This window comes from Halorubrum depositum (assembly GCF_007671725.1).
GTDB classification, from domain to species: Archaea; Halobacteriota; Halobacteria; order Halobacteriales; family Haloferacaceae; genus Halorubrum; species Halorubrum depositum.
Window position 1 is genome coordinate 274,060 of the sequence record NZ_VCNM01000001.1, and the last position, 19,419, is coordinate 293,478.

General features: G+C 71.6%; 19 protein-coding genes. 13 read left to right on the top strand and 6 right to left on the bottom strand.

The window, feature by feature from the left end:
* Positions 1–48: 48 nt before the first annotated feature.
* Both FGM06_RS01490 and FGM06_RS01495 read left to right on the top strand, forming a co-directional pair.
* The gene (locus tag FGM06_RS01490; protein ID WP_144796768.1) at positions 49–651 is read left to right on the top strand and encodes an LURP-one-related/scramblase family protein; all 603 of its coding nucleotides are present in this window, start codon (positions 49–51) and stop codon (positions 649–651) included.
* 72 nt (positions 652–723) lie between these two features.
* Positions 724–933 (top strand): hypothetical protein, encoded by a 210-nt coding sequence (locus FGM06_RS01495; protein ID WP_144796770.1) that lies wholly within the window; start codon positions 724–726, stop codon positions 931–933.
* A 60-nt stretch (positions 934–993) separates the two neighbouring features.
* Here the strand turns inward: FGM06_RS01495 and serS are convergent, their stop codons facing one another.
* The 3 genes from serS to FGM06_RS01510 all read right to left on the bottom strand — a co-directional run bounded on the left by serS (position 994) and on the right by FGM06_RS01510 (position 3,352).
* Complete coding sequence (serS, locus tag FGM06_RS01500) at positions 994–2,364, bottom strand: serine--tRNA ligase (RefSeq protein ID WP_144796772.1); 1,371 nt, start codon at positions 2,362–2,364, stop codon at positions 994–996.
* Positions 2,365–2,511: 147 nt separating this feature from the next.
* Positions 2,512–2,748, bottom strand: a complete 237-nt coding sequence (locus FGM06_RS01505) for a hypothetical protein (RefSeq protein ID WP_144796774.1) — start codon at positions 2,746–2,748, stop codon at positions 2,512–2,514.
* Between the two features lie 94 nt (positions 2,749–2,842).
* Positions 2,843–3,352 carry a hypothetical protein gene (locus FGM06_RS01510; protein WP_144796776.1) on the bottom strand — a complete coding sequence of 170 codons (510 nt, stop codon included), beginning with the start codon at positions 3,350–3,352 and terminating at the stop codon, positions 2,843–2,845.
* Between the two features lie 118 nt (positions 3,353–3,470).
* Here FGM06_RS01510 and FGM06_RS01515 point away from each other — a divergent pair, with 118 nt between their 5' ends.
* From FGM06_RS01515 to yciH, 5 genes are all read left to right on the top strand, one after another.
* Positions 3,471–4,847 (top strand): dihydroorotase, encoded by a 1,377-nt coding sequence (locus tag FGM06_RS01515; protein WP_144796778.1) that lies wholly within the window; start codon positions 3,471–3,473, stop codon positions 4,845–4,847.
* Between the two features lie 174 nt (positions 4,848–5,021).
* Positions 5,022–6,011, top strand: a complete 990-nt coding sequence (locus tag FGM06_RS01520; protein ID WP_144796780.1) for an AAA family ATPase — start codon at positions 5,022–5,024, stop codon at positions 6,009–6,011.
* A 6-nt stretch (positions 6,012–6,017) separates the two neighbouring features.
* Entirely contained in the window at positions 6,018–7,208 is a 1,191-nt protein-coding gene (locus FGM06_RS01525; RefSeq protein WP_241662511.1) for a DUF58 domain-containing protein, read from the top strand.
* Positions 7,205–9,529: a transglutaminase TgpA family protein gene (locus tag FGM06_RS01530; protein WP_144796782.1), complete on the top strand. Its 2,325-nt coding sequence runs from the start codon at positions 7,205–7,207 to the stop codon at positions 9,527–9,529. Before FGM06_RS01525 ends, FGM06_RS01530 begins: the two co-directional genes overlap by 4 nt.
* Before the next feature lie 132 nt (positions 9,530–9,661).
* Positions 9,662–9,955, top strand: coding sequence for a stress response translation initiation inhibitor YciH (gene yciH, locus FGM06_RS01535; protein WP_004596695.1), 294 nt, complete (start codon positions 9,662–9,664; stop codon positions 9,953–9,955).
* 122 nt (positions 9,956–10,077) lie between these two features.
* Here the strand turns inward: yciH and FGM06_RS01540 are convergent, their stop codons facing one another.
* Positions 10,078–10,911, bottom strand: a complete 834-nt coding sequence (locus FGM06_RS01540; protein WP_144796784.1) for a geranylgeranylglycerol-phosphate geranylgeranyltransferase — start codon at positions 10,909–10,911, stop codon at positions 10,078–10,080.
* Between the two features lie 156 nt (positions 10,912–11,067).
* Between FGM06_RS01540 and FGM06_RS01545 the strand changes: the two genes are divergently transcribed.
* Entirely contained in the window at positions 11,068–12,111 is a 1,044-nt protein-coding gene (locus FGM06_RS01545) for a cell division protein FtsA (RefSeq protein WP_186310941.1), read from the top strand.
* Between the two features lie 103 nt (positions 12,112–12,214).
* Positions 12,215–12,826, top strand: a complete 612-nt coding sequence (locus FGM06_RS01550; RefSeq protein WP_144796788.1) for a helix-turn-helix domain-containing protein — start codon at positions 12,215–12,217, stop codon at positions 12,824–12,826.
* A gap of 36 nt (positions 12,827–12,862) precedes the next feature.
* Here the strand turns inward: FGM06_RS01550 and FGM06_RS01555 are convergent, their stop codons facing one another.
* A complete protein-coding gene (locus FGM06_RS01555) occupies positions 12,863–14,086 on the bottom strand; it encodes a TIGR04347 family pseudo-SAM/SPASM protein (protein ID WP_144796790.1) in 1,224 nt (407 codons plus the stop codon).
* Positions 14,083–14,514: an Htur_1727 family rSAM-partnered candidate RiPP gene (locus FGM06_RS01560; protein WP_144796792.1), complete on the bottom strand. Its 432-nt coding sequence runs from the start codon at positions 14,512–14,514 to the stop codon at positions 14,083–14,085. Before FGM06_RS01560 ends, FGM06_RS01555 begins: the two co-directional genes overlap by 4 nt.
* Positions 14,515–14,780: 266 nt before the next feature.
* Between FGM06_RS01560 and FGM06_RS01565 the strand changes: the two genes are divergently transcribed.
* From FGM06_RS01565 to FGM06_RS01580, 4 genes are all read left to right on the top strand, one after another.
* Positions 14,781–15,536, top strand: coding sequence for a helix-turn-helix domain-containing protein (locus FGM06_RS01565; RefSeq protein ID WP_144796795.1), 756 nt, complete (start codon positions 14,781–14,783; stop codon positions 15,534–15,536).
* A gap of 77 nt (positions 15,537–15,613) precedes the next feature.
* Positions 15,614–18,031: a heavy metal translocating P-type ATPase gene (locus FGM06_RS01570; protein WP_206668645.1), complete on the top strand. Its 2,418-nt coding sequence runs from the start codon at positions 15,614–15,616 to the stop codon at positions 18,029–18,031.
* 572 nt (positions 18,032–18,603) lie between these two features.
* Positions 18,604–18,855 (top strand): hypothetical protein, encoded by a 252-nt coding sequence (locus FGM06_RS01575; protein WP_144796797.1) that lies wholly within the window; start codon positions 18,604–18,606, stop codon positions 18,853–18,855.
* Positions 18,852–19,319, top strand: coding sequence for a nucleic acid-binding protein (locus tag FGM06_RS01580; protein WP_144796799.1), 468 nt, complete (start codon positions 18,852–18,854; stop codon positions 19,317–19,319). Before FGM06_RS01575 ends, FGM06_RS01580 begins: the two co-directional genes overlap by 4 nt.
* Positions 19,320–19,419 lie beyond the last annotated feature (100 nt).

The window sequence follows — 19,419 nt, forward strand, 5'->3', positions numbered from 1 at the left end:
ACCGAAGCGAGCGGAACCGTTTTCCGGCGCCTGATTCTCTTGCCGGCCATGAGCGAGCACTCCGTGTTCCCCTCCGACTCGGACGCCTACGACATCTCCACGGTCGACCTCGACGACGACCGCTACGAGGTGAAGCAGTCGGCGATCCGGAACAAGTACACCGTTCGCGACAGCGCCGGGAACGTCGTCTTGCGCGGGAAACAGAAGATGTTCAAGCTGAAAGAGGAGTTCCCGTTCGTCACCGGCGACGGCGACGACGCCTTCTCGGTGAAGGCGGGCGGGATCGTCGACATCGGCGGCAACTACGCCATCGTCGATTCGGGCACCGGCGAGGAGGTCGTCGTCCTCGACGAGGACTACTCGCTGTTCGTCGAGAACTGGACGATCCGCGACCCCGAGACGGGGGAGGCGCTGGCGACCATCAAGTCGAAGAGCAAGCTGATGGCGGGGCTCCGGCACCTGATCTCGGCCGCGAACCTCGTCCCGAACAAGTACGAGATATTCGACGCCGACGGCGGTCACGTCGGCGACATCGAGGGGAAGTTCTCGCTGCGCGACGCCTACACGGTCACCATCGACGACGCGAGCGACGTGCCGAAGGAGGCCGTGGTGGCGGCCGCGTGTATCCTCGACGCCCTAGAGAACCAGTAGCGGTTTCGAAGCGACGCCCGAACGCGGTCGGAAGAGGAAAGAGCTATACTCGGATGCGCCGAGCGTCCGCCCATGCAGCTGCCCGAGACGTTCGATCGGTCGCTGGCGCTCCGGCAGTCGGCCGTCTACGTCGTGGCGTTCTGTGCGGTGTTCGCACTCGTCTCGTACGTCGCCGAGGGGAGCATTCCGCTCGGCGTGGCGACCGGCTTCGTGATGGCGGCCGTCGCGATCGGCTACTACGCGTGGAACGGGGAGCTCGGCGTCCCCCCGCAGGAGGAGTAGCCCGCCCCGGCGTGATCGAGGGCGAGTCCACCTCGTGGTGACCGAGACGCGGGGCGCCGCCTACTCGCCGCCAAGCTTCGTCTCGCCCACCGCGTCGTGGCCCTCGATGACCTCCGTGCCGCCCATGTAGGGTCGGAGCGCCTCGGGGACGGTGACGGTGCCGTCGTCGTTCTGGTAGTACTCCAGGATGGCGACGACGATCCGCGGGACCGCGAGCCCGGAGCCGTTCAGGGTGTGGAGGTGCTCCGCCGACTCGTGGTGCTCCTCGCGGTAGCGAATCTGCGCGCGGCGCGCCTGGAAGTCCTCGAAGTTCGAGATCGAGGAGACCTCCAGCCAGCGGCCGCCGCGGTCGGGTCCCTCGTCCATGTCGTCGGCGGGCGCCCACACCTCGATGTCGTACTTCTTCGCCTGCGTGAACCCCAGGTCGCCGGTGCACATCTCCAGGATGCGGTAGGGGAGCTCGAGCCGGCGCAGCACCTCCTCGGCCTCGTCGACGAGGCCCTCGAAGCGCTCGTCGCTCTCCTCCGGGCGCACGAAGTTCACCATCTCCACCTTGTTGAACTGGTGGACGCGGACGATCCCGCGCGTCTCGGTGCCGTGTTCGCCCGCCTCCTGCCGGAAGTTCGGCGTGTACGCCTGGTACTTCAGCGGGAGGTCCTCGCCGAGCAGGATCTCGTCGCGGTGGAGGTTCGTCACGGGCACCTCCGCGGTCGGGAGCAGCCAGAGGTCGTCGTCGTCGTACTCGTCTTCGTTGGTGCCCTCGACGCGATAGGCGTCCTCGGTGAACTTCGGGAGCTGTCCGGTGCCCCGCATCGACGCCGAGTTGACCGGGATCGGCGGGAAAACGTCCTCGTACCCCTGCTCGCGGTGGATTTCGAGCATGAACTGGATCAGGGCGTGCTCCAGCCGGGCGCCGTCGCCCTTCGCGACGTAGAAGCCGGCACCCGCGACCTTCGCGCCGCGTTCGAAGTCGAGGATCTCGAGGTCCTCGCCGAGGTCGTAGTGCGGCACCACGTCGCCGGGAAGCTCCCGGAGATCGTCGAACCCCTCGCGGCGCCGCTCGACGTTCTCCGATTCGTCGGCGCCGACCGGCACCGACTCCTGCGGGATCTGCGGGAGCTCGAGCAGCGACTCCTCCAGTTCGGCCTCCAACTCGTCGGCGCGTTCCTCGACCGCTTGGAGTTCGGCCTTGAGCTCTTGGGAGCGCTCGATCGCCTCGTCCGCTTCCTCGTCCTTGCCGGCCTGTTTGAGCTCGCCGATCGTCGAGGAGACCTCGTTGCGCTCATGGCGCAGGTCGTCGCCGCGGCTCTTCAGCTCCCGCCACTCCTCGTCGACGTCGAGTATCCGGTCGAGGTCCACGTCGACGCCCTTGTTGGCGAGCGCCTCGCGGACGACCTCGGGGTTCTCCCGGACGAACTGTCGAGACAGCATTTAACGGGGATTCCGCGGGGCGACCCAAAACCGTATCGGAGCGTCGGCATCGATTGGCACGGGGCCAAGAAGCGGTCTCGGCGGGGGCGGTCCAACCTAAAAGCCCCGGGGGCGGAACTCGCGAGAGCGAACGGCGGGGTCGCCGTCTCAGGGGATGAACGCGAAGTTCGCGACCACCATGAGGATCGCGAGTCCGGCGACGACGACGCCCATCACGCGCATCAGCAGGATCCGCGTCTCGCTCGGCTCGATCCGCGTCCTCCCGTCGGGACCGCTGGCCTGCCAGCTCGTCAGCCGACGCGGGAACGCCGCCATCGCCAGCGCGCCCGCGGCGACGAGGAGGGGGACGGCGACGAAGAACAGCCGGAACGGGGCGGGGAACATGTCCGAGCGATGGCGACGCGAATCAACAAAATCTTACGGTGTCGACGACCGCCGCTGAGCCTCGCGGTGCCGCCGGCGTCCGCCGGTCGCGCTCTCAGTACCCGCCCGGCAACGCCATACCCACCGCGAGCGCGACCAGCGGCACCGCGGCGACGACGGCGTACCACACTCCGGCGGCGACGAGGAGGGCCCACGTCCCCGGCCCGTACCCCGTCGGGTCCCAGTCGACGCCGAGCCGCGGGAGCCCGGCCCCGGCGACCGCGGGGGCGACGAACCCGACGAGGACTCCGCCGAACAGCGCGGTGTCGAGGAACCCCTCGCTCCAGCCGGGCCCCGCCGAGTCGACGAGCCACACCGTCAGGACGACGCCGACGAGGTACGGGACCGAGAGCGCGAGCGCGACGCCGACGTACGAGGGGGCGAGCCGCCCCGCCGGCGGGAGCGCGACGAACAGCGCCCGGAGCCGCGCCGAGAGCAGGAAGGGGGTCCAGCAGACGGCGGCGACGAGTCCGGGGAGGGCGAACAGCGCGAGCGTCCAGAGCCAAGCGACCGCCGTGTCGACGACCGCGGGCGCGGCGGCGACGCTGACGGGATCGAGGACCATACGCCGTCTCTCGCCGGACGTGTCAAACGCTTTGTGGTGGCGGGGTCGCGGCGGATCGCGCGGATCCCGCGCTTTCGCGGATCACACGCTTTAAGCGTCGCGCCGCGAGCGCGTACGCATGCTCATCACCGGCGCGGAGCTCGCCGACGGACGCGTCCGCGACGTTCGGATCCGAGACGGGGCCATCGACGCGGTCGAACCGACGAACGCCGGGCTCGACCCCGACGCGGGCGAGCGCGTCGTCGACGCCCGCGGGCGACACCTCCTGCCCGGCGCCGTCGACGTCCACGTCCACTTCCGGGAGCCGGGCGGGAGCCACAAGGAGACGTGGGCCTCCGGCTCGCGGAGCGCGGCCGCCGGCGGCGTGACGACGGTCGTCGACCAGCCGAACACCTCGCCGCCCACGGTCGACGGCGACGCGTTCGACGAGAAGGCCGAACTCGCCGCCGACTCGCTCGTCGACTACGGGATCAACGGCGGCGTCACCGCCGGCTGGGACCCCGAGAGCCTGTTCGAGCGGCCCCTGTTCGCGCTCGGCGAGGTGTTCCTCGCCGACTCGACCGGCGAGATGGGGATCGCCGTCGACCTGTTCGAGGACGCGCTCGCCGAGGCCGCCGCCCGCGACGTCCCCGTCACGGTCCACGCGGAGGACGAGACGCTGTTCGACGAGACCGCGCTCGACGGCGACCTCGGCGGGGCCGGCACCGCCGCGAACGCCGACGCGTGGTCGGCCTACCGGACCGCCGAGGCGGAGGTCGCCGCGATCGAGCGCGCCCTCGACGCGGCCGCCGAGAGCGACGCGCAGGTGCATATCGCCCACACGTCGACGCCGGAGGGCATCGACGCCGTCGTCGCCGCTCGGGAGTCCGAGAAGGAGGGAAGCGGAGACGAGGAGGCGACCGCGGGCGCCGCCCCGCCCACCTGCGAGGTCACCCCGCACCACCTGTTCCTCTCGCGTGAGAACGCCGGCCGGCTCGGCACCTTCGGCCGCATGAACCCGCCGCTCCGCTCCGAGGAGCGCCGGGCCGGCGTCTTCGAGCGCCTCCGCGACGGCGACGTCGACGTCGTCGCCACCGACCACGCGCCCCACACCGTCGCCGAGAAGCGGCGGGGGCTCGCCGACGCGCCGAGCGGCGTGCCCGGCGTCGAGACGCTCTACCCGCTCCTCCTGGAGTCCGTGCGCAAGGGAGAGCTGACCATGGAGCGCGTCCGCGACGTCGCCGCCGCCAACCCCGCGTCGATCTTCGGGGTCGAGTCGAAGGGGCGGGTCGCCGAGGGCGCCGACGCCGACCTCGTCCTCGTCGACCTGACGAACCCGCGGGAGATCGAGGCGGGCGCGCTCCACGGCGCCTGCGGCTGGACGCCGTTCGAGGGGTTACAGGGCGTCTTCCCGGAGCTGACGCTCGTCCGTGGCGAGGTCGTCTACGAGCGCGACCCCGTCACGGGCGCGGAGTCGTTCGGCGAGTCGGCCGGTCGGAACGTCCGGCGGTCGTAGGTCGGACGGTCCGAGCCCGGATCGCCCGCGTACCGGCGGTGCCGCTCGGCGGAACGCATATGTCGTTGCTATCCTTAGCGAGGCCATATCGATGGTCGTGGGTGTCCTTGACACGAGACGTGGTAGCGAGACGGGCGTACGAGCGGCCCGGACCGCCAAGCGGCGACCGCCGTCATGACGGACGCCGCGGAGACGGGACCGACCGGGGTCGACGCCGACGGAACGGGCGAGGCGGAGCGGCCCCCGATGGCGCTCGACGAGGTCGCCGCGCTCGCGGAGCGCGTCGTCGACAACGTCGAGGCGGTGATCGTCGGGAAGCGTGCGGCGGTCGAACACGTCGTGGTCACGATCCTCGCCCGCGGGCACCTCCTTGTGGAAGACGTGCCCGGCGTCGGAAAGACGACGCTCGCGAAGGCGGTGTCGCGCTCGGTCGACGGCTCGTTCAAGCGCGTCCAGTTCACGCCGGACCTGCTCCCGGCCGACGTCACCGGCGTCAACGTGTTCAACCAGCGGACGGACGAGTTCGAGTTCCAGCCGGGCCCCGTGTTCGCCAACGTCGTCCTCGGCGACGAGATCAACCGGGCGCCGCCGAAGACGCAGTCGGCCCTGCTGGAGGCGATGGAGGAGGGGCAGGTGACGACCGACGGGGAGACGCGGGTGCTCCCGGACCCGTTCTGCGTGATCGCCACCCAGAACGACGTCGAGCCCGGTCAGACGTACGAGCTCCCGGTGGCCGAGATCGACCGGTTCACGAAGAAGATCCGGCTCGGCTACCCGAGCACCGAGGACGAGGCCGAGATCATCGGGCGGATGGCGGGCGACCACCCCGTCGACGCCGTCGAGCCGGTCGCGTCGATCGGGGAGGTCCGGCGCGCCCGGGCCGCCGTCGCCGACGTCGACGCGACCGAGCCGGTCCGAGAGTACGTCGCGCGGCTGGCGACGTACACGCGGCGGAACGCCCGGCTCGGCGTGAGCCCCCGGGGGAGCCTCGCGCTGCTCCGGGCCGCGCAGGCGCGCGCCGCGCTCGACGGCCGCGGGTACGTGATCCCCGACGACGTGCAGGCCGAGGCGCCGACCGTGCTCGCGCATCGCGTCCGCTCCGACTCCGGGACCGACGGGGCGGAGGTGGTCGAAGACTCCCTGAACCGGACGAGCGTGGAGTGATCGCCCGTGTCCTCGCCGACTCTCACCCGCCGAGGCCGCGTCGTCGCCGCGGTCTGCGTCGTCGGCGCTCTGATGGCGCTTGCGGCCGGCGGGCGGTCGCTGGAGGCGGTCGTCCTCCCGAGCGCGGTCGCGCTCGCGGCGGGGTACGTTCAGCTCGCCCGGATCGAGGAGCCGGCGGTGAGGCGGGAACTCCCGCCCGACGGGTTCGTCGGCGAGACCGGTGAGGTGCGGATCGCGTTCCGCGGCCGGGGACCGAGCGGTGAGGTGTCGCCCGCGTACGTCGCCGACGTCGACGACGCGCTCGACGACGGGCTGGAAGGGCCGGAGGGACCGGTCCGCACCTCCGTCGGCGGCGCCCCCGCGACGTACCGCGTCCGCTACCTGCGCCGGGGGGAGCGGCGCTTCGGCCCGGTCACGGTGGCCGCGAGCGACGTCCTCGGGCTCTTCGAGCGACGGGCGGTGATCGAGGCGGACGACGCGGCCCTCGCGTACCCGGCGTGCCGCGAGATCCCGACGTGGTTCCGCCGGGCGCTGTACGCCGACGACGCCGTCGGGGCGAGCCGGCGGCGCGAGGAGTTCGACCGGCTCCGGGAGTACGCGCGCGGCGACCCCCTCCGAGACGTCCACTGGCCGGCGACGGCGAAACACGACGAGCTCGTGGTGAAGGCGTTCGCCGCGGAGACGGAACGCGGTCGCGTGTCGATCGCGGGCGAGACCGCCGGCGGGAGCGGGAGACCGAGCAGGGTCGAAAGCGCGGCCGATCGGGGCCCCGACGACGACCTGGCGAGCGCGGCCGCCAGCCTCGCGCTGGCGCTGCTGGACGACGGCGTGCCGGTCGACCTGACGCTCCCCGGCGGCGAGGTCTCGGCCGACCCGGGCGCTCGCGGGCGGCGGGCCGTGCTCGAACTGGCCGCGCGGACCCGTCCCGGCGCGGTCGGCGTCGAGGACGCGGACGTCCGGATCGTCGCCGACGAGCGCGGCGCGCGGTACCGCGTCGGCGACCGGGCGGTCCCGTTCGACGAGGTGGCCGGGGCGACGGTTCGCGGAGCGGCCGACGGTGAGACGGACGCCGACGAATCGGGGAGCGATCCCTCGGACGCCGCCCCGGGCGCGGCGGTCACCGACGGGCTGGCGGCCGGAGAGACCGCGGTCGACGGCGGAACGTCCTCGGACCGAAGCGAGGTGATCGACCGATGAAGGGCCACCCGCTCGGCGGTCGCGGGGGATCGGACCGGGGCGGGGCGTTCCGGAGCCGCGGGTCGCGAGGAGCGGGCGACGACGAGGAGGGCCCCGGAGACGGCACCCTCCGCGGGTGGCTGCGGGCGGTCGTCGAGCCGCCGGTGCTCGGCGTCGCGGTCGTCACCGCGGCGTACCTGTCGGTGTTCCTCGCCGCGACCGACGTCGTCGGCGGGACGGACCGGGTCGCGGTCGCCGTCGCGGTCGCCGGCGCGGCCGGCTTCCTCCTCGCGCGCTACGTCGGCGAACGGGCCGCACTCCGGCTGACCGGTCTCCTGTTCGCCGCGACCCTCGCGGGGTACTACTTCGCGATCCCCGCGAGCCAGCGCGCGCTGTTCTCGGTCGAGCGGGTCGCGATCGACGTGGTCTCGCTGTTGACCGGGCTCTCGATCCTCCGGCTCGCGCTCGCGGACGTGTGGGTGCTCGCGGTCGCGCCCGTGCCGACGTTCCTCGTCGGCTACCTCGTCGGCCGCGGGCGCCACGTCGGCGCCGCGGGGGTCGCGGGCGGCACGCTCGTGTTCCTCGTGCTCACGGGCGACGCGGGCGGGACGACCACGCTCGCCGGGGTCGTCGGCGTCGCGCTCGCGGCCGGCCTCTCGACGCTGTCGACGCCCGGCGGGATCCAGGACCACGGCGACACCCTCGCGACGGTGCTGGCGGCGATGGTTCTCGTGAGCGCGACGCTCACCCTCCTGCCGGCCGGCGCGGCCCAGCCGTGGGGCGTCGACCGCGGCACCCCGACGCTGGAGTCGTCGATCGAGGCGGACGACGAGGTGGAGGTCGTCGGCCCGACGCGGCTCTCGCCGGCGGTGCGGTACACGATAGAGAGCCCGATCGCGACGAACTGGCACGCCGGCGCGTACGACACCTACACGGGCGACGGGTGGGTGCGGTCAGGCGAGCAGTCGCCGCTGGAGGGGGAGCTCGACGGTCCCCCCGGCGACGCGACGAACGCGACCGTCACGATCACCGCCGAGACGGAGTCGCCCTCGCTGCCGGCGCCGTGGCAGGTCGTCGACGTGCGCGGGCCCGCGGCCCAGACCGCGCGGGTGGACGAGCACGGGACGCTCCGGCTCGCCGAGCCGCTGGGGGCGGGCGAGTCGGTCACGGTCGAGAGCCGGGTGCCCGACGCCGACCCCGCTGCGCTCCGGAACGCGAGCGCCGACTACGACCCCGCGGTCGAGGACCGGTACACCCAGCTCCCCGAGAGCACGCCCGACCGCGTCGGCGAGCGCACCGAGGAGATCGTTTCGGCGGCGGACGCGGAGAACCCGTACTATCGGGCCGTCGCGATCGAGCGCTACCTGCGCGAGGAGTACGACTACTCGCTGACCGTCCGAAAGCCCGACGGCGACGTGGCCGACGCGTTCCTCTTCGAGATGGACGCCGGCTACTGCGTCTACTTCGCGACGACGATGACCGCGATGCTGCGCTCGCAGGGGGTCCCGGCGCAGTTCGTCACGGGCTACTCCGAGGGCGAGCGGGTCGGCGAGGACCGGTACGTCGTCCGCGGCCAGGACGCCCACGCGTGGGTGAAGGCGTACTTCCCGGGGCACGGCTGGATCGCGTTCGACCCGACCCCGCCCTCCGAGCGCGACGAGGTCCGGACCGCTCGACTCGCCGACGCGCGCGCCGCGGGCGACGACGATGTCGACGTACCGGCGTCGGAGCCCGAGCCGGGGACCCCGGCGATCGTCCCCGAGTCCGGGAGCCCACCGACCGCGGTGGAGGGGACGAACGACAGCAACGGAACGGCGGCGACCGGCGACGCCGCGGACGGAGACGCCGACGACCGCCGGGAGGCGGTCGGAGCGAGACAGGAGGGGCTCACCCGCGGCGCGGTGAGCGGCGAGGCGCGGCCGAGCGGGGACGACTCCCCCCTTCCGTCGGGAGAGACCGTCGCGTACTGGCTGTTCGCCGCCGTGATCGCCGTCACCGGCGCCCGTCTCTTCGGCGTCGGCGAACGAGCGCGGCGCGCCGCGCGGCTCCGGCTCCCGTGGATCGGCTCGGACCCGACCACGGACGCGCGGCGCGCGTTCGCCGACCTGGAGTACCTGCTCGCTCGTCGCTACCGCACGCGACGCGCCGGGGAGACCCCGCGGGCCTACCTCCACGCGCTCCGGCTCCGCGGGCTCGACGAGCGCGCGCTCGCCGTCGGCGAGACGTACGAGCGGGCGACGTACGCCGGGACGGTGACCCGCGAGGAGGCCGACGAGGCGCGCCGAACCGTCCGGCGGCTCGCGCTGGAGGCGACGCCGATTCTCGGTCGGTTGTTCGACTGAGGCGTCCGGACGGCGCCGATCCCCGTTCGCGCGCTCGATCCGGTCGCTGGTCCGAGAGAACGGGCGACGGACGTCCGACGCGGCCGCACTCCCGACACTATTTAATACGGTCACCCTGTAGGTTCGGCCGTAATGTCGGAAGTCTGCTCGACGTGCGGACTGCCCCAGGAACTCTGCGTCTGCGAGGACGTCGCGAAGGAGTCCCAGCAGATCAGCATCCGCATCGACGAGCGCAGGTACGGTAAGGAGGTAACGGTCATCGAAGGATTCGACCCGAAGGACGTCGACCTGAGCTCCCTCTCGTCGGATCTCAAGTCGAAGTTCGCCTGCGGCGGCACCGTCGAGGACGGCGCCATCGAGCTGCAGGGGAACCACTCGGGCCGCGTGGAGGACTTCCTCCGCGACAAGGGCTTCAACGTCGCGTGACCGTCACCTGACCGTCCGCCGTCGAGCGATTCACGGATCCGGTTTTTCGAACGACCCCGTCCGACGAGCCGCGGTGCCGTGGGTCACATCCCTGCGACCCGCGGCGCTCTCCGATCGCTCTCTCAGACGAGCAGCGCCGCCCGGCCGACGACGAACGCGGCCGCCGCGAGGAAGGTGCCGTACTTGAACCGTCGCTGCGCGCTCGCCGGGTCGCCGAACCCCTCGTAGCAGGCGTACAGCATGACCGCGTCGGCGACGGCGACGAGCAGGAGGTAGACGCCGCCGAAGGTGCCGGCGAGGTAGGGCACCGGACTGGCCGCGACGGCGACGAGAAGCGCGGCGGCGCCGACCCAGAGCGCCCGCTCCTCGCCGACCGCGATCGGGAGGGTGCGGAGCCCCTCCTCGCGGTCGCCGGCCACGTCCTCGACGTCCTTGATCACCTCGCGGGTGAACGTCGAGAGCCCCGCGAGGAGCGCGAGGACGACGACGTCGCCCGGCGCGCCGACCGCGGCGCCGCCGAACAGGAACGTCGAGCCGACGAGGTAGGAGACGAGCGCGTTGCCGAGCCCGGGCGTTCCTTTGAATACCGTCGTGTAGGTGACGAGCGCGACGAGGTTGACGGCGGCGATGGCGATCGCCAGCGGTGGCAGGAGGGCCGCGAACGCGACGGCGACGAGGAACCAGACGGCGGCGACGGCGAGCGCGCCGCGCGCCGAGACGGCGCCGCGCGGAATCGGGCGGTCCGGCCGGTTGACGGCGTCGATGTCGCGGTCGAAGTAGTCGTTGATCGCGTTGCCCGCGGCGACCGCGAACGCGGTAACGACCGCGGCGACGGCCGCGGGGACGACGGCGCCGCCGACGCCGGCGACGAACGCGCCCGTCCCCGTGAGGACCGCGGCGGCGACGCAGTTCGCCGGCCGCGCCAGCTCCGCGACCCCGCGCGCTGTGTCGTTCACGTCGTCTCCGTCCACCGCCGCGCGGCACATAAACGACCCGGGATTCGAGCCGGGCGATCGCGCCGCTCGCTCTCGCGAGGGGGATCCCGGCCCGCGATTCTCTCGGCTCGGAATCGGCCACGAACGTTTATGAAGTGCGGAATGAAACGAGGGTGTATGGCTAAGGGCCTTGACGTCGGCACGATGAACATCCTCTCCGGACGACAGGAAGGCGCGGAGACGGTGTTCGTACAGCAGCGGAACTCGTTCGTCGAGATCGAGTACAGCGACATGGCCGAGCAGATGCTCTCTCGCAGCGACGTCCTCCACATCCGCAAGGACGACAAGGTGTACGTCGTCGGCGACGACGCCTTGAACTTCGCGAACATCTTCAACAAGGAGACGCGCCGCCCGATGCAGCACGGAATCCTCTCCAGCGACGAGGCCTCCGCGATCCCGATGATCAAGCTCATCACCGAGCAGGTGGTCGGCGAGCCCTCGAAACCGAACGAGCGGCTCTTCTACTCCAGCCCGGCCGACCCGATCGACTCCGGGCTGACGACGCTGTACCACGAGAAGACGCTGGAGTCGATGCTCGGCGACATGGGGTACGACCCCGAGCCGATCAACGAGGGGATGGCGGTCATCTACTCCGAGCTCGCGGACAACAACTTCACCGGGCTCGGGATCAGCTTCGGCGCGGGGATGACGAACGTCTGTCTCGCCTACTACGCGGTGCCCGTGATGAAGTTCTCCATCGCCCGCGGGGGCGACTGGATCGACGAGCAGACGTCGCAGGCCACGGGAACGCCGGTCGACAAGGTGACGAGCATCAAGGAGGACGACTTCGAGCTCGACTTCCGCACCGACGTCGGCGGCGTCGAGGGCGCGCTCGCCATCTACTACGAGAACCTGCTCGACTACGTCATCGAGAACATCACCCGCGAGGTCGACGAGGAGGACGTCGAGGAGGGGCTCGACGTGCCCGTCGTCGTCACCGGCGGCACCTCCAGCCCGAACGGGTTCAAGGACCTGTTCGCGGACCACCTGGAGGACGCGAACATCCCGTTCTCGATCAGCGGCGTGCGCTCGGCCGAGGAGCCGATGTACAGCGTCGCCAGCGGCGCGCTGGTCGCGGCCCGCTCCGAGGAGGGCGAGGCGGCCGACGAGGGCGCCGAGGAGCCCGCGGCCGAGGAGGCCGTGCCCGAGTCCGAGGACTGAGCACGTCCCCCGCACCGGCTCGGTTACCCCGCCGCCCAGCCCCGATTTTTCGATCCGTGAGGACGCGCCGAACAGCTAAGCCGACGGTCGACCGAGTGACCGTATGGTCGAAGTCGCGGGCGACGACGGCGAACGACGTCTCCGGGTCGACCTCGAGGTCGACCCGTCCGGTGAGTGGGACTGCCCGATCGTCTCGCAGTCGGAGCGCGCGGGCGATGTCACCGTGAACGCGGTCGGCGACGAGTGCACGGTGGAGGTCCAGCCCGCCGGCGAGGAGGGGATCCGCCGGGACCGCGGCGAGGTCACCGACGACTGCCTCTGTCGCGTCTTCCAGGAGTTCGGCTACGTCCCGCACGTGCGGCGGGTCGACGAGGGGACGGTGCTGGTCACGTCGTACGTCGACGACCGCGACGGCGTCCGCGAGGTGGTCGCCGCGCTCAGGGAGAGCCTCGACCGCGTGCGACTGGTGCGGCTCGCCGTGGTCGCGGGCCCCGAGTCGACGGAGCAGGCGACCGTCGACCTGTCGGCGCTCACCCCGAAGCAGCGGGAGGGGATGGAGCTCGCCGTCGTCCGCGGCTACTTCGACGCCGACGCCGACGTCTCGCTCGGCGAGCTCGCCGACGAGGTCGGGATCAGCAAGTCGGCGCTCTCGCAGCGGCTCCGGACCGCGCAGGCGAAGCTCGTCACGGACGCCTTCGAGGGGGTCGACGGCTGACCGGTCGTCGCGGGCGCACGGGAGGATCGCTCGCGGTCAGTCGGCCGCCGACCCACCGCGGATCCGTCGCAACGCCTCTGCGCCGTCGCGCTCCGACTCCGTGAGGTAGCACTTCGGATCGGGCGCGAACGGGTCCCCGTGCGCCGAGAGGGCGCGGAGCCGCGAGCCGCCCCGACAGATCCCCTTGTACGCGCAGTCGGCGCACCGCCCGGTGAGCCGCTCCTCGCGGTTCCGGAGCCCGGCGAGGAGCGGGTTCGACTCGTCGCTCCAGATGGCGCCGAACGAGCGGTCCCGGACGTTGCCGGGGGAGTACCCCTGCCAGAACTGCGTGAGGTGGACGTTGCCGACGGGGTCGACGTCGGCGACGCGCTCGCCGGTCGGGTCGCCGCCGTTGCGCCGGAGGTGGTCGTAGATCAGCCGGGCGCGGTCAGTCCCGATCTCCCGGTCGGCGTACTCGACGAGGTGGCCGGCGTCGGCGTAGTTGCCGACGAGCAGCGTCTCGATCTCCTCGCCGGCCGCGTGGTACTCGCGGGTGAGGTCACAGAGGTCGGCGACGGCCTTCCGGGTCGCCTCCGGGCTCAGGTCCACGTCGGCGATCTCGGCGCCGCGCCCGCCGTAGTCGAGGTGGTAGAAGCAGAATCGGTCGACGCCGACGTCGACGAGTAGGTCGACGACGCCCGCCAGGTCCTCGACGTTGTGCTCGGTGATCGTGTAGCGGAGCCCGGTCTTGAGCCCGACGTCGAGACATGCCTCGATCCCGCGGACCGCGGCGTCGAACGCCCCCTCCTCTCCCCGGATCCGGTCGTTGCGCTCGGGGAGCCCGTCGACGGAGACGCCGGCGTACTTGAGCCCCGCCGCCTTCAGCTCTCGGGCGCTCTCGCGGGTCAGGAGGGTCCCGTTCGTCGAGAGGACGGGCCGGATCCCGGCGTCGTCGGCGTAGGCGACGAGGTCCGCGAGGTCCTCGCGGACGAGCGGTTCGCCGCCGGAGAAGAGGAGCACCGGCACGCCGAACTCGGCGAGGTCGTCGATGAGCGCCTTCCCCTCCGCCGTCGACAGCTCGTTCGGCGCTCTCTCCTTGTCGGCCGCGGCGTAGCAGTGCTCGCAGTAGAGGTTACACCGCTTCGTCGCGTTCCAGACGACGACCGGGCGGCGCTGCTTCTCGTTCGTGATCTGCGGCTCCTTCGACTCCGCCGCGGCGTCGTACCGGAGCCCGTCGCTCTCGGCGTCGAGCCCGCAGAGGAGCTTGCTGACCGAGATCATCGGTCGCCCTCCGCGGTCGGGCCGTCGTCGGGATCGGCCTCCTCGGAATCGCCCTCGACGGGCGCGCCGCCGCAGGTGACGGTGGGCGTCCCCTCGGTCTCCTCGTACACGCGCGGCTCGGCGTCGCCGTCCGGAGACGCGCCGTCGTCGGACGCGGCCGACTCGTCGCCGGAGTTCCGTTCGTCCCCCGCCAGCGACTCGGCGGAGTAGCGGTGCGTCTCCTCGGCGGGGCAGACCCACACGTCGCGGGCGTACCAGGCGAAGAGCTTGCTCGCCTCCTCGTGCGCGACGTTCGGCGTCGGCGCGGCGACGGTGCCGACGTGGCGGAGCGGGTCCGCCTCCTCCTCGCGGACGAACACCTCGAAGCGTCTGCCGTCCGCCGAGCGCGGGCCGCCCGATCCGGCGGTTCGGTCCGTCTTCTCGACCATACCCGGCGTAGGACCGACCCACCGAACCCGCTTTCGAGCGTTCTCACGGGGACGAAACCCGCCCGAACACGTTCGGAATCGAGACGGATGAATCGCATATCGGTATAGCAAATCCGAATTCGGGGGCGCATACGCGAGCGGGGCGCACACAGATCCGACCGCGGCGGCGGGGGTCGGCCGCGGCGGCCTCGAAATCGGCTCGAACCGCCCCTGACCGCGACGCGCCGGGGCCATCAGTTATGTCCGCCCGTCGCCTAGCGGCCCTCATGCGCGAACTCGTCTTCGCCCTGGAGTACGAGCCGGGGCGCAACCGGGTGGCCGACGCGCTCGCGGCCCACCCCGGGACGCGGGTCCGGTCGCTGTCGCTGCACGCGACCGACGATCACCTCTGGCGGGTCGACCACGCAACCGGGGCGTCGGAGGCGCTCGCGGCCGTCGAGGCCGCCTTCACCGACGGCGACTACTACGCCGACTGCCTCGCGACCGAGGACTGCGGCGCGACGCAGACCACCCGCGTCCTCGACCGGACCGACGACACCCTCGTGCTGTACACCGACTGGGAGCCCACGCCCGTCTGCGCGTCCGTCCCGCACATCGCCCGCGATCACCTCGGCGACGGCGTGCTGTTCGAGACCCGCCACGAGGGGCGCCACTACACCTGGCGGCTCATCCACTCCGGCGAGGGCGACGTGGGCGCCTTCTTCGACGCGCTCCGGGCGGCCGTGGGCGACGCGGCACGCACGGAGCTGCTCAGGACGGCGCACGCCTCGGCCGGCGACGAGGCGCGGGGCGACGCGGGCGGTGTCGGGCTCTCCCCGGAGCAGGAGGCCGCGCTCAGGGCCGCGGTCGAACACGGCTACTACGAGTCGCCGCGGGCGGTCGACGCCGGCGAGCTCGCGGCCCACCTCGACGTGCCGCGGTCGACGCTCACCTACCGGCTCCGCCGGGCCGAAGAGCGGCTGGCGAAGGCGCACGTCGCCCGGTCGGTCGCGGGCGACGCCGCGCCCGCGTCGTTCGACTGACGGGTTCGGGCCGCCGGACAGGCGCGTTGGAAATTTCCAACTAAGGCTTATCGATACGAGGCCCCTCTCTCGACGTAATGAACGACGAGCCGGACGGACGCGGAGACGCACGCGCGGACGAAGCCGCCGAGAACGGCGCGAGCGACGGACGACGCGAGCTGACCGCCGAACTCGCGGTCCCCGAGATGGACTGCCCCTCGTGCGCCGGGAAGGTCGATAACGCCCTCGGGCGCGTCGACGGGGTGACCGACGTCGCGCTCAACCCGACCGCCGGGATCGCGACGATCACGTATGACCCCGACCGCGCGGACGAGGGCGACGTTGTCGCCGCGATCGAGGGCGCCGGCTACGAGGTCACGGGCGGCCGGTCGAAGGGCGACGGGTCCGCCGACGGCGAGGGCGGCGGGGACGCCGACGCGGGAGCCGGCGTCTCCGTCGCGCCCCCCGCCGAGGTCTGGACGACGCCGCGCGCGAAGAAGACGTGGCTGGGCGCGGTCCTCGTGGTCGCCGGGCTCCTGTTCGAGTTCGTCCTGATCGCGCAAAACCCCGTCGTGGCGAGCGTGCTCGGCGCGCCGCTCACGCTCGCGGACGTCCTGTTCGTCGGCGCGGTCGCGGCCAGCGGAATCCCGGTCGTCCGCGGCGGCTACTACTCGGCGCTGAACCGGAGCCTCGACATCGACCTGCTGATGGGGACGGCGATCCTCGCCGCGACGGGGATCGGCTACTTCGTCGAGGCCGCCACGCTCGCCGTCCTCTTCAGTGTCGCCGAGCTCCTGGAGGACTACGCGATGGACCGCGCGCGCGACTCCCTGCGCGAGCTGATGGAGCTGTCGCCGGACGAGGCCACCGTCAGGCGGGAGGGGAACGAAACGACGGTCCCGACCGACGACGTCGCCGTCGGCGAGACCGTGCTCGTCCGGCCGGGCGAGAAGGTCCCACTCGACGGGACGGTGACCGAGGGCGAGAGCGCGGTCGACGAGTCGCCGATCACCGGCGAGAGCGTCCCCGTCGACAAAGCGGTCGGCGACGAGGTCTTCGCGGGCGCGATCAACGAGGAGGGGTACCTCGAGATCGAGGTGACCTCGACCGCGGGCGACTCCACCCTCTCGCGGATTATCGAGCTGGTGCAGGGCGCGCAGGCCGAGAAGACCGAGACGGAGCGGTTCGTCGACCGCTTCGCGGGGTACTACACGCCGGTCGTGGTCGTCCTGGCGATCCTCACCGCCGCGGTGCCGCCGCTCGTCATCGCCGACCCGGTGACGGTCGACGTCGCCGGCTACCCGTTCGTCTTCGCCGCGGACTGGGGGACGTGGTTCGTCCGCGGGCTCACGCTGCTCGTGATCGCCTGCCCCTGCGCGTTCGTCATCTCGACGCCGGTCTCGGTCGTCTCCGGGATCACCAGCGCGGCGAAGAACGGCGTCCTGATCAAGGGCGGCAACCACCTCGAGGCGATGGGCGGGGTCGACGCCGTCGCGCTCGACAAGACCGGGACGCTCACGCGGGGCGAGCTCGCGGTCACCGACCTCGTCCCGCTCGGCGAGGCCGACGAGGCGACGCTGCTCCGTCGGGCGGCGACGCTGGAGCGCCGGAGCGAGCACCCCATCGCCGCCGCGATCCGCGACCGCGCCGAGCGCGCGGGCGTCGGCGACCTCACGGAGCCGACCGGGTTCGAGAGCCTGACCGGGAAGGGCGTCCGCGTGGAGATCGACGGCGAGACGTACTACGCCGGGAAGCCGGCGCTGTTCGAGGAGCTGGGCTTCGACCTCTCGCGCGCCCGCGCCGAGACCGACGGCGGGGTCGTCGCTGAAGGCGCTCCCGACGCTGCCGACACCGCCCCCGGCGAGTTCGCCGAGGGGGGCCTCGACGCGCTGGAACGCGAGGGCAAGACCGTCGTGCTCGTCGGGACGGCGAGTTCACTGACCGGGGCGATCGCCGTCGCGGACGAGGTGCGGCCCGACTCGAGGCGGGCGGTCGAGCGCCTCCGCGAGCTCGGCGTGGAGCGCGTCGTGATGCTGACCGGCGACAACGAGGGCACGGCGCGGGCGATCGCCGAGTCGGTCGGCGTCGACGAGTACCGCGCCGAGCTCCTCCCCGAGGAGAAGGTCGAAGCGGTCGAGTCGCTGCAGGCGGAGTACGGAGAGGTAGCGATGGTCGGCGACGGGATCAACGACGCGCCCGCGCTGGCGACCGCCGACGTCGGCGTCGCGATGGGCGCCGCGGGGACCGACACGGCCCTCGAGACCGCCGACATTGCGCTGATGGGCGACGACGTGGCGAAGCTCCCGTACCTCTACGCGCTCTCGCACACGGCCAACGGGGTCATCCGCCAGAACGTCTGGGCGAGCCTCGGCGTGAAGTTCCTGCTCGCGATCGGCGTGCCGCTGGGGCTGGTGAGCGTCGCCGTCGCTGTCGTCGTCGGGGACATGGGGATGAGCCTCGGCGTCACCGGCAACGCGATGCGGCTCTCCGGGATCGAGCCCGAGTCGTACGAGTAGCCGGCCGGCGCGAGGTCGGCGACCGCGACGCGGACCAACATGAACTATTATTAAGGACGGGCGTCTCGGGGGAGACGTGCCACCCGTAGTACACGACTGACGCAGGCTCGGAATCGGCGGCGACGCGCCCCGAGGGTCCGAGTACGCGCGAGACGAGCATCGAAGAGGAGACGCCGGACCGCGACGACGAACTGCCGACCGCCGAAGAAGCGATCGCGCAGAGCGCAGCGGCGTTCGACGCGACGGACGACGGGCGACTCCCCAACGGGATCGACCGATGGAACGCGTACACGGGGTCGTGTCACGTGGACGACTGACCGCCTCCCGGTCCGCGGCCGACCCGTCGGTTTTAGTCCGCGAAGCGACTACCGTCGAGCGGCCGATGACGATCCACCGCTCCGAGCTGCCTCGGCACCAGCGACGACGAGCCCTATGAGTGCCGAGGCCGTTTTTGACGGTAGAAGACGTCTCTAAGGAATGTTAGCTGTGTCCACGGTAGACATAGGCCCCGGTCAGATGCTCATCGGGCCGGCAGACACGGATTTATGAACGTTGCCGAGTAAACACGCTGTATGGCCGCTGAAATTTCCGACCGGGTACGAGAAATCGCCGAGGCTCGCGGCCTTCCAGAGTCCGAGGTGTTCGAACGGGCACTGGAACGCGGTCTCGAAGACCTGTGGGAAGACCTCGTACTCGCACAGTACCTCGACGGCGAACTCGACCGCGGAGAGGCCATCGAGCGTGTCGGTCGGACGAAAGTCGAGCGAGCGGGCCAGGAGCGCGAGGTCGTCGAGGAAGACGTGAACTGGGGCCTGAACGCGTGACGCTTGCGGCCGTCTCGGACGCGGGACCGCTCATTCATCTCGCTGAAATCGGTTCGCCCGAACTGTTCGCGGCGTTTGACACACTACTCGTCCCAGAGACGGTTTACAATGAAGTCGAGACCGGTGGTGTTCCGGACGAGTTGGACGCCCTCTCGTACGAACTCGTCGAAGCCGATGGCAGCCGAGTCGGAGCTGAAGAACTGGACGCCGGAGAACGCGCCGCAATTGCGGTCGCGGAGGATCGAGGAATCGTTCTCCTGACTGACGACCTCGCCGCCCGAGAGGCAGCCTCAGACGCGGGCGTCGAAGTACACGGCTCTATCGGCGTTATCGCGCTCGGTTACGGCCGCGGATTGTTCGATAGAGACGAAGCGGCATCGCGGATGCGAGCACTCCAGCGTGAGACGAGTCTCTTCGTGACCGAGGCGGTCGTGGAGCGCGGCATCCGGATGCTAGACGAGTAGTAGCGGACCCAGCGAACGCTATAGAGTCGCTAAACACGTTCGCTATGGACAGATCGTGAGTCGTGAGTACCGAGGCAATCGATCCGTTCGGCGCGGCCCG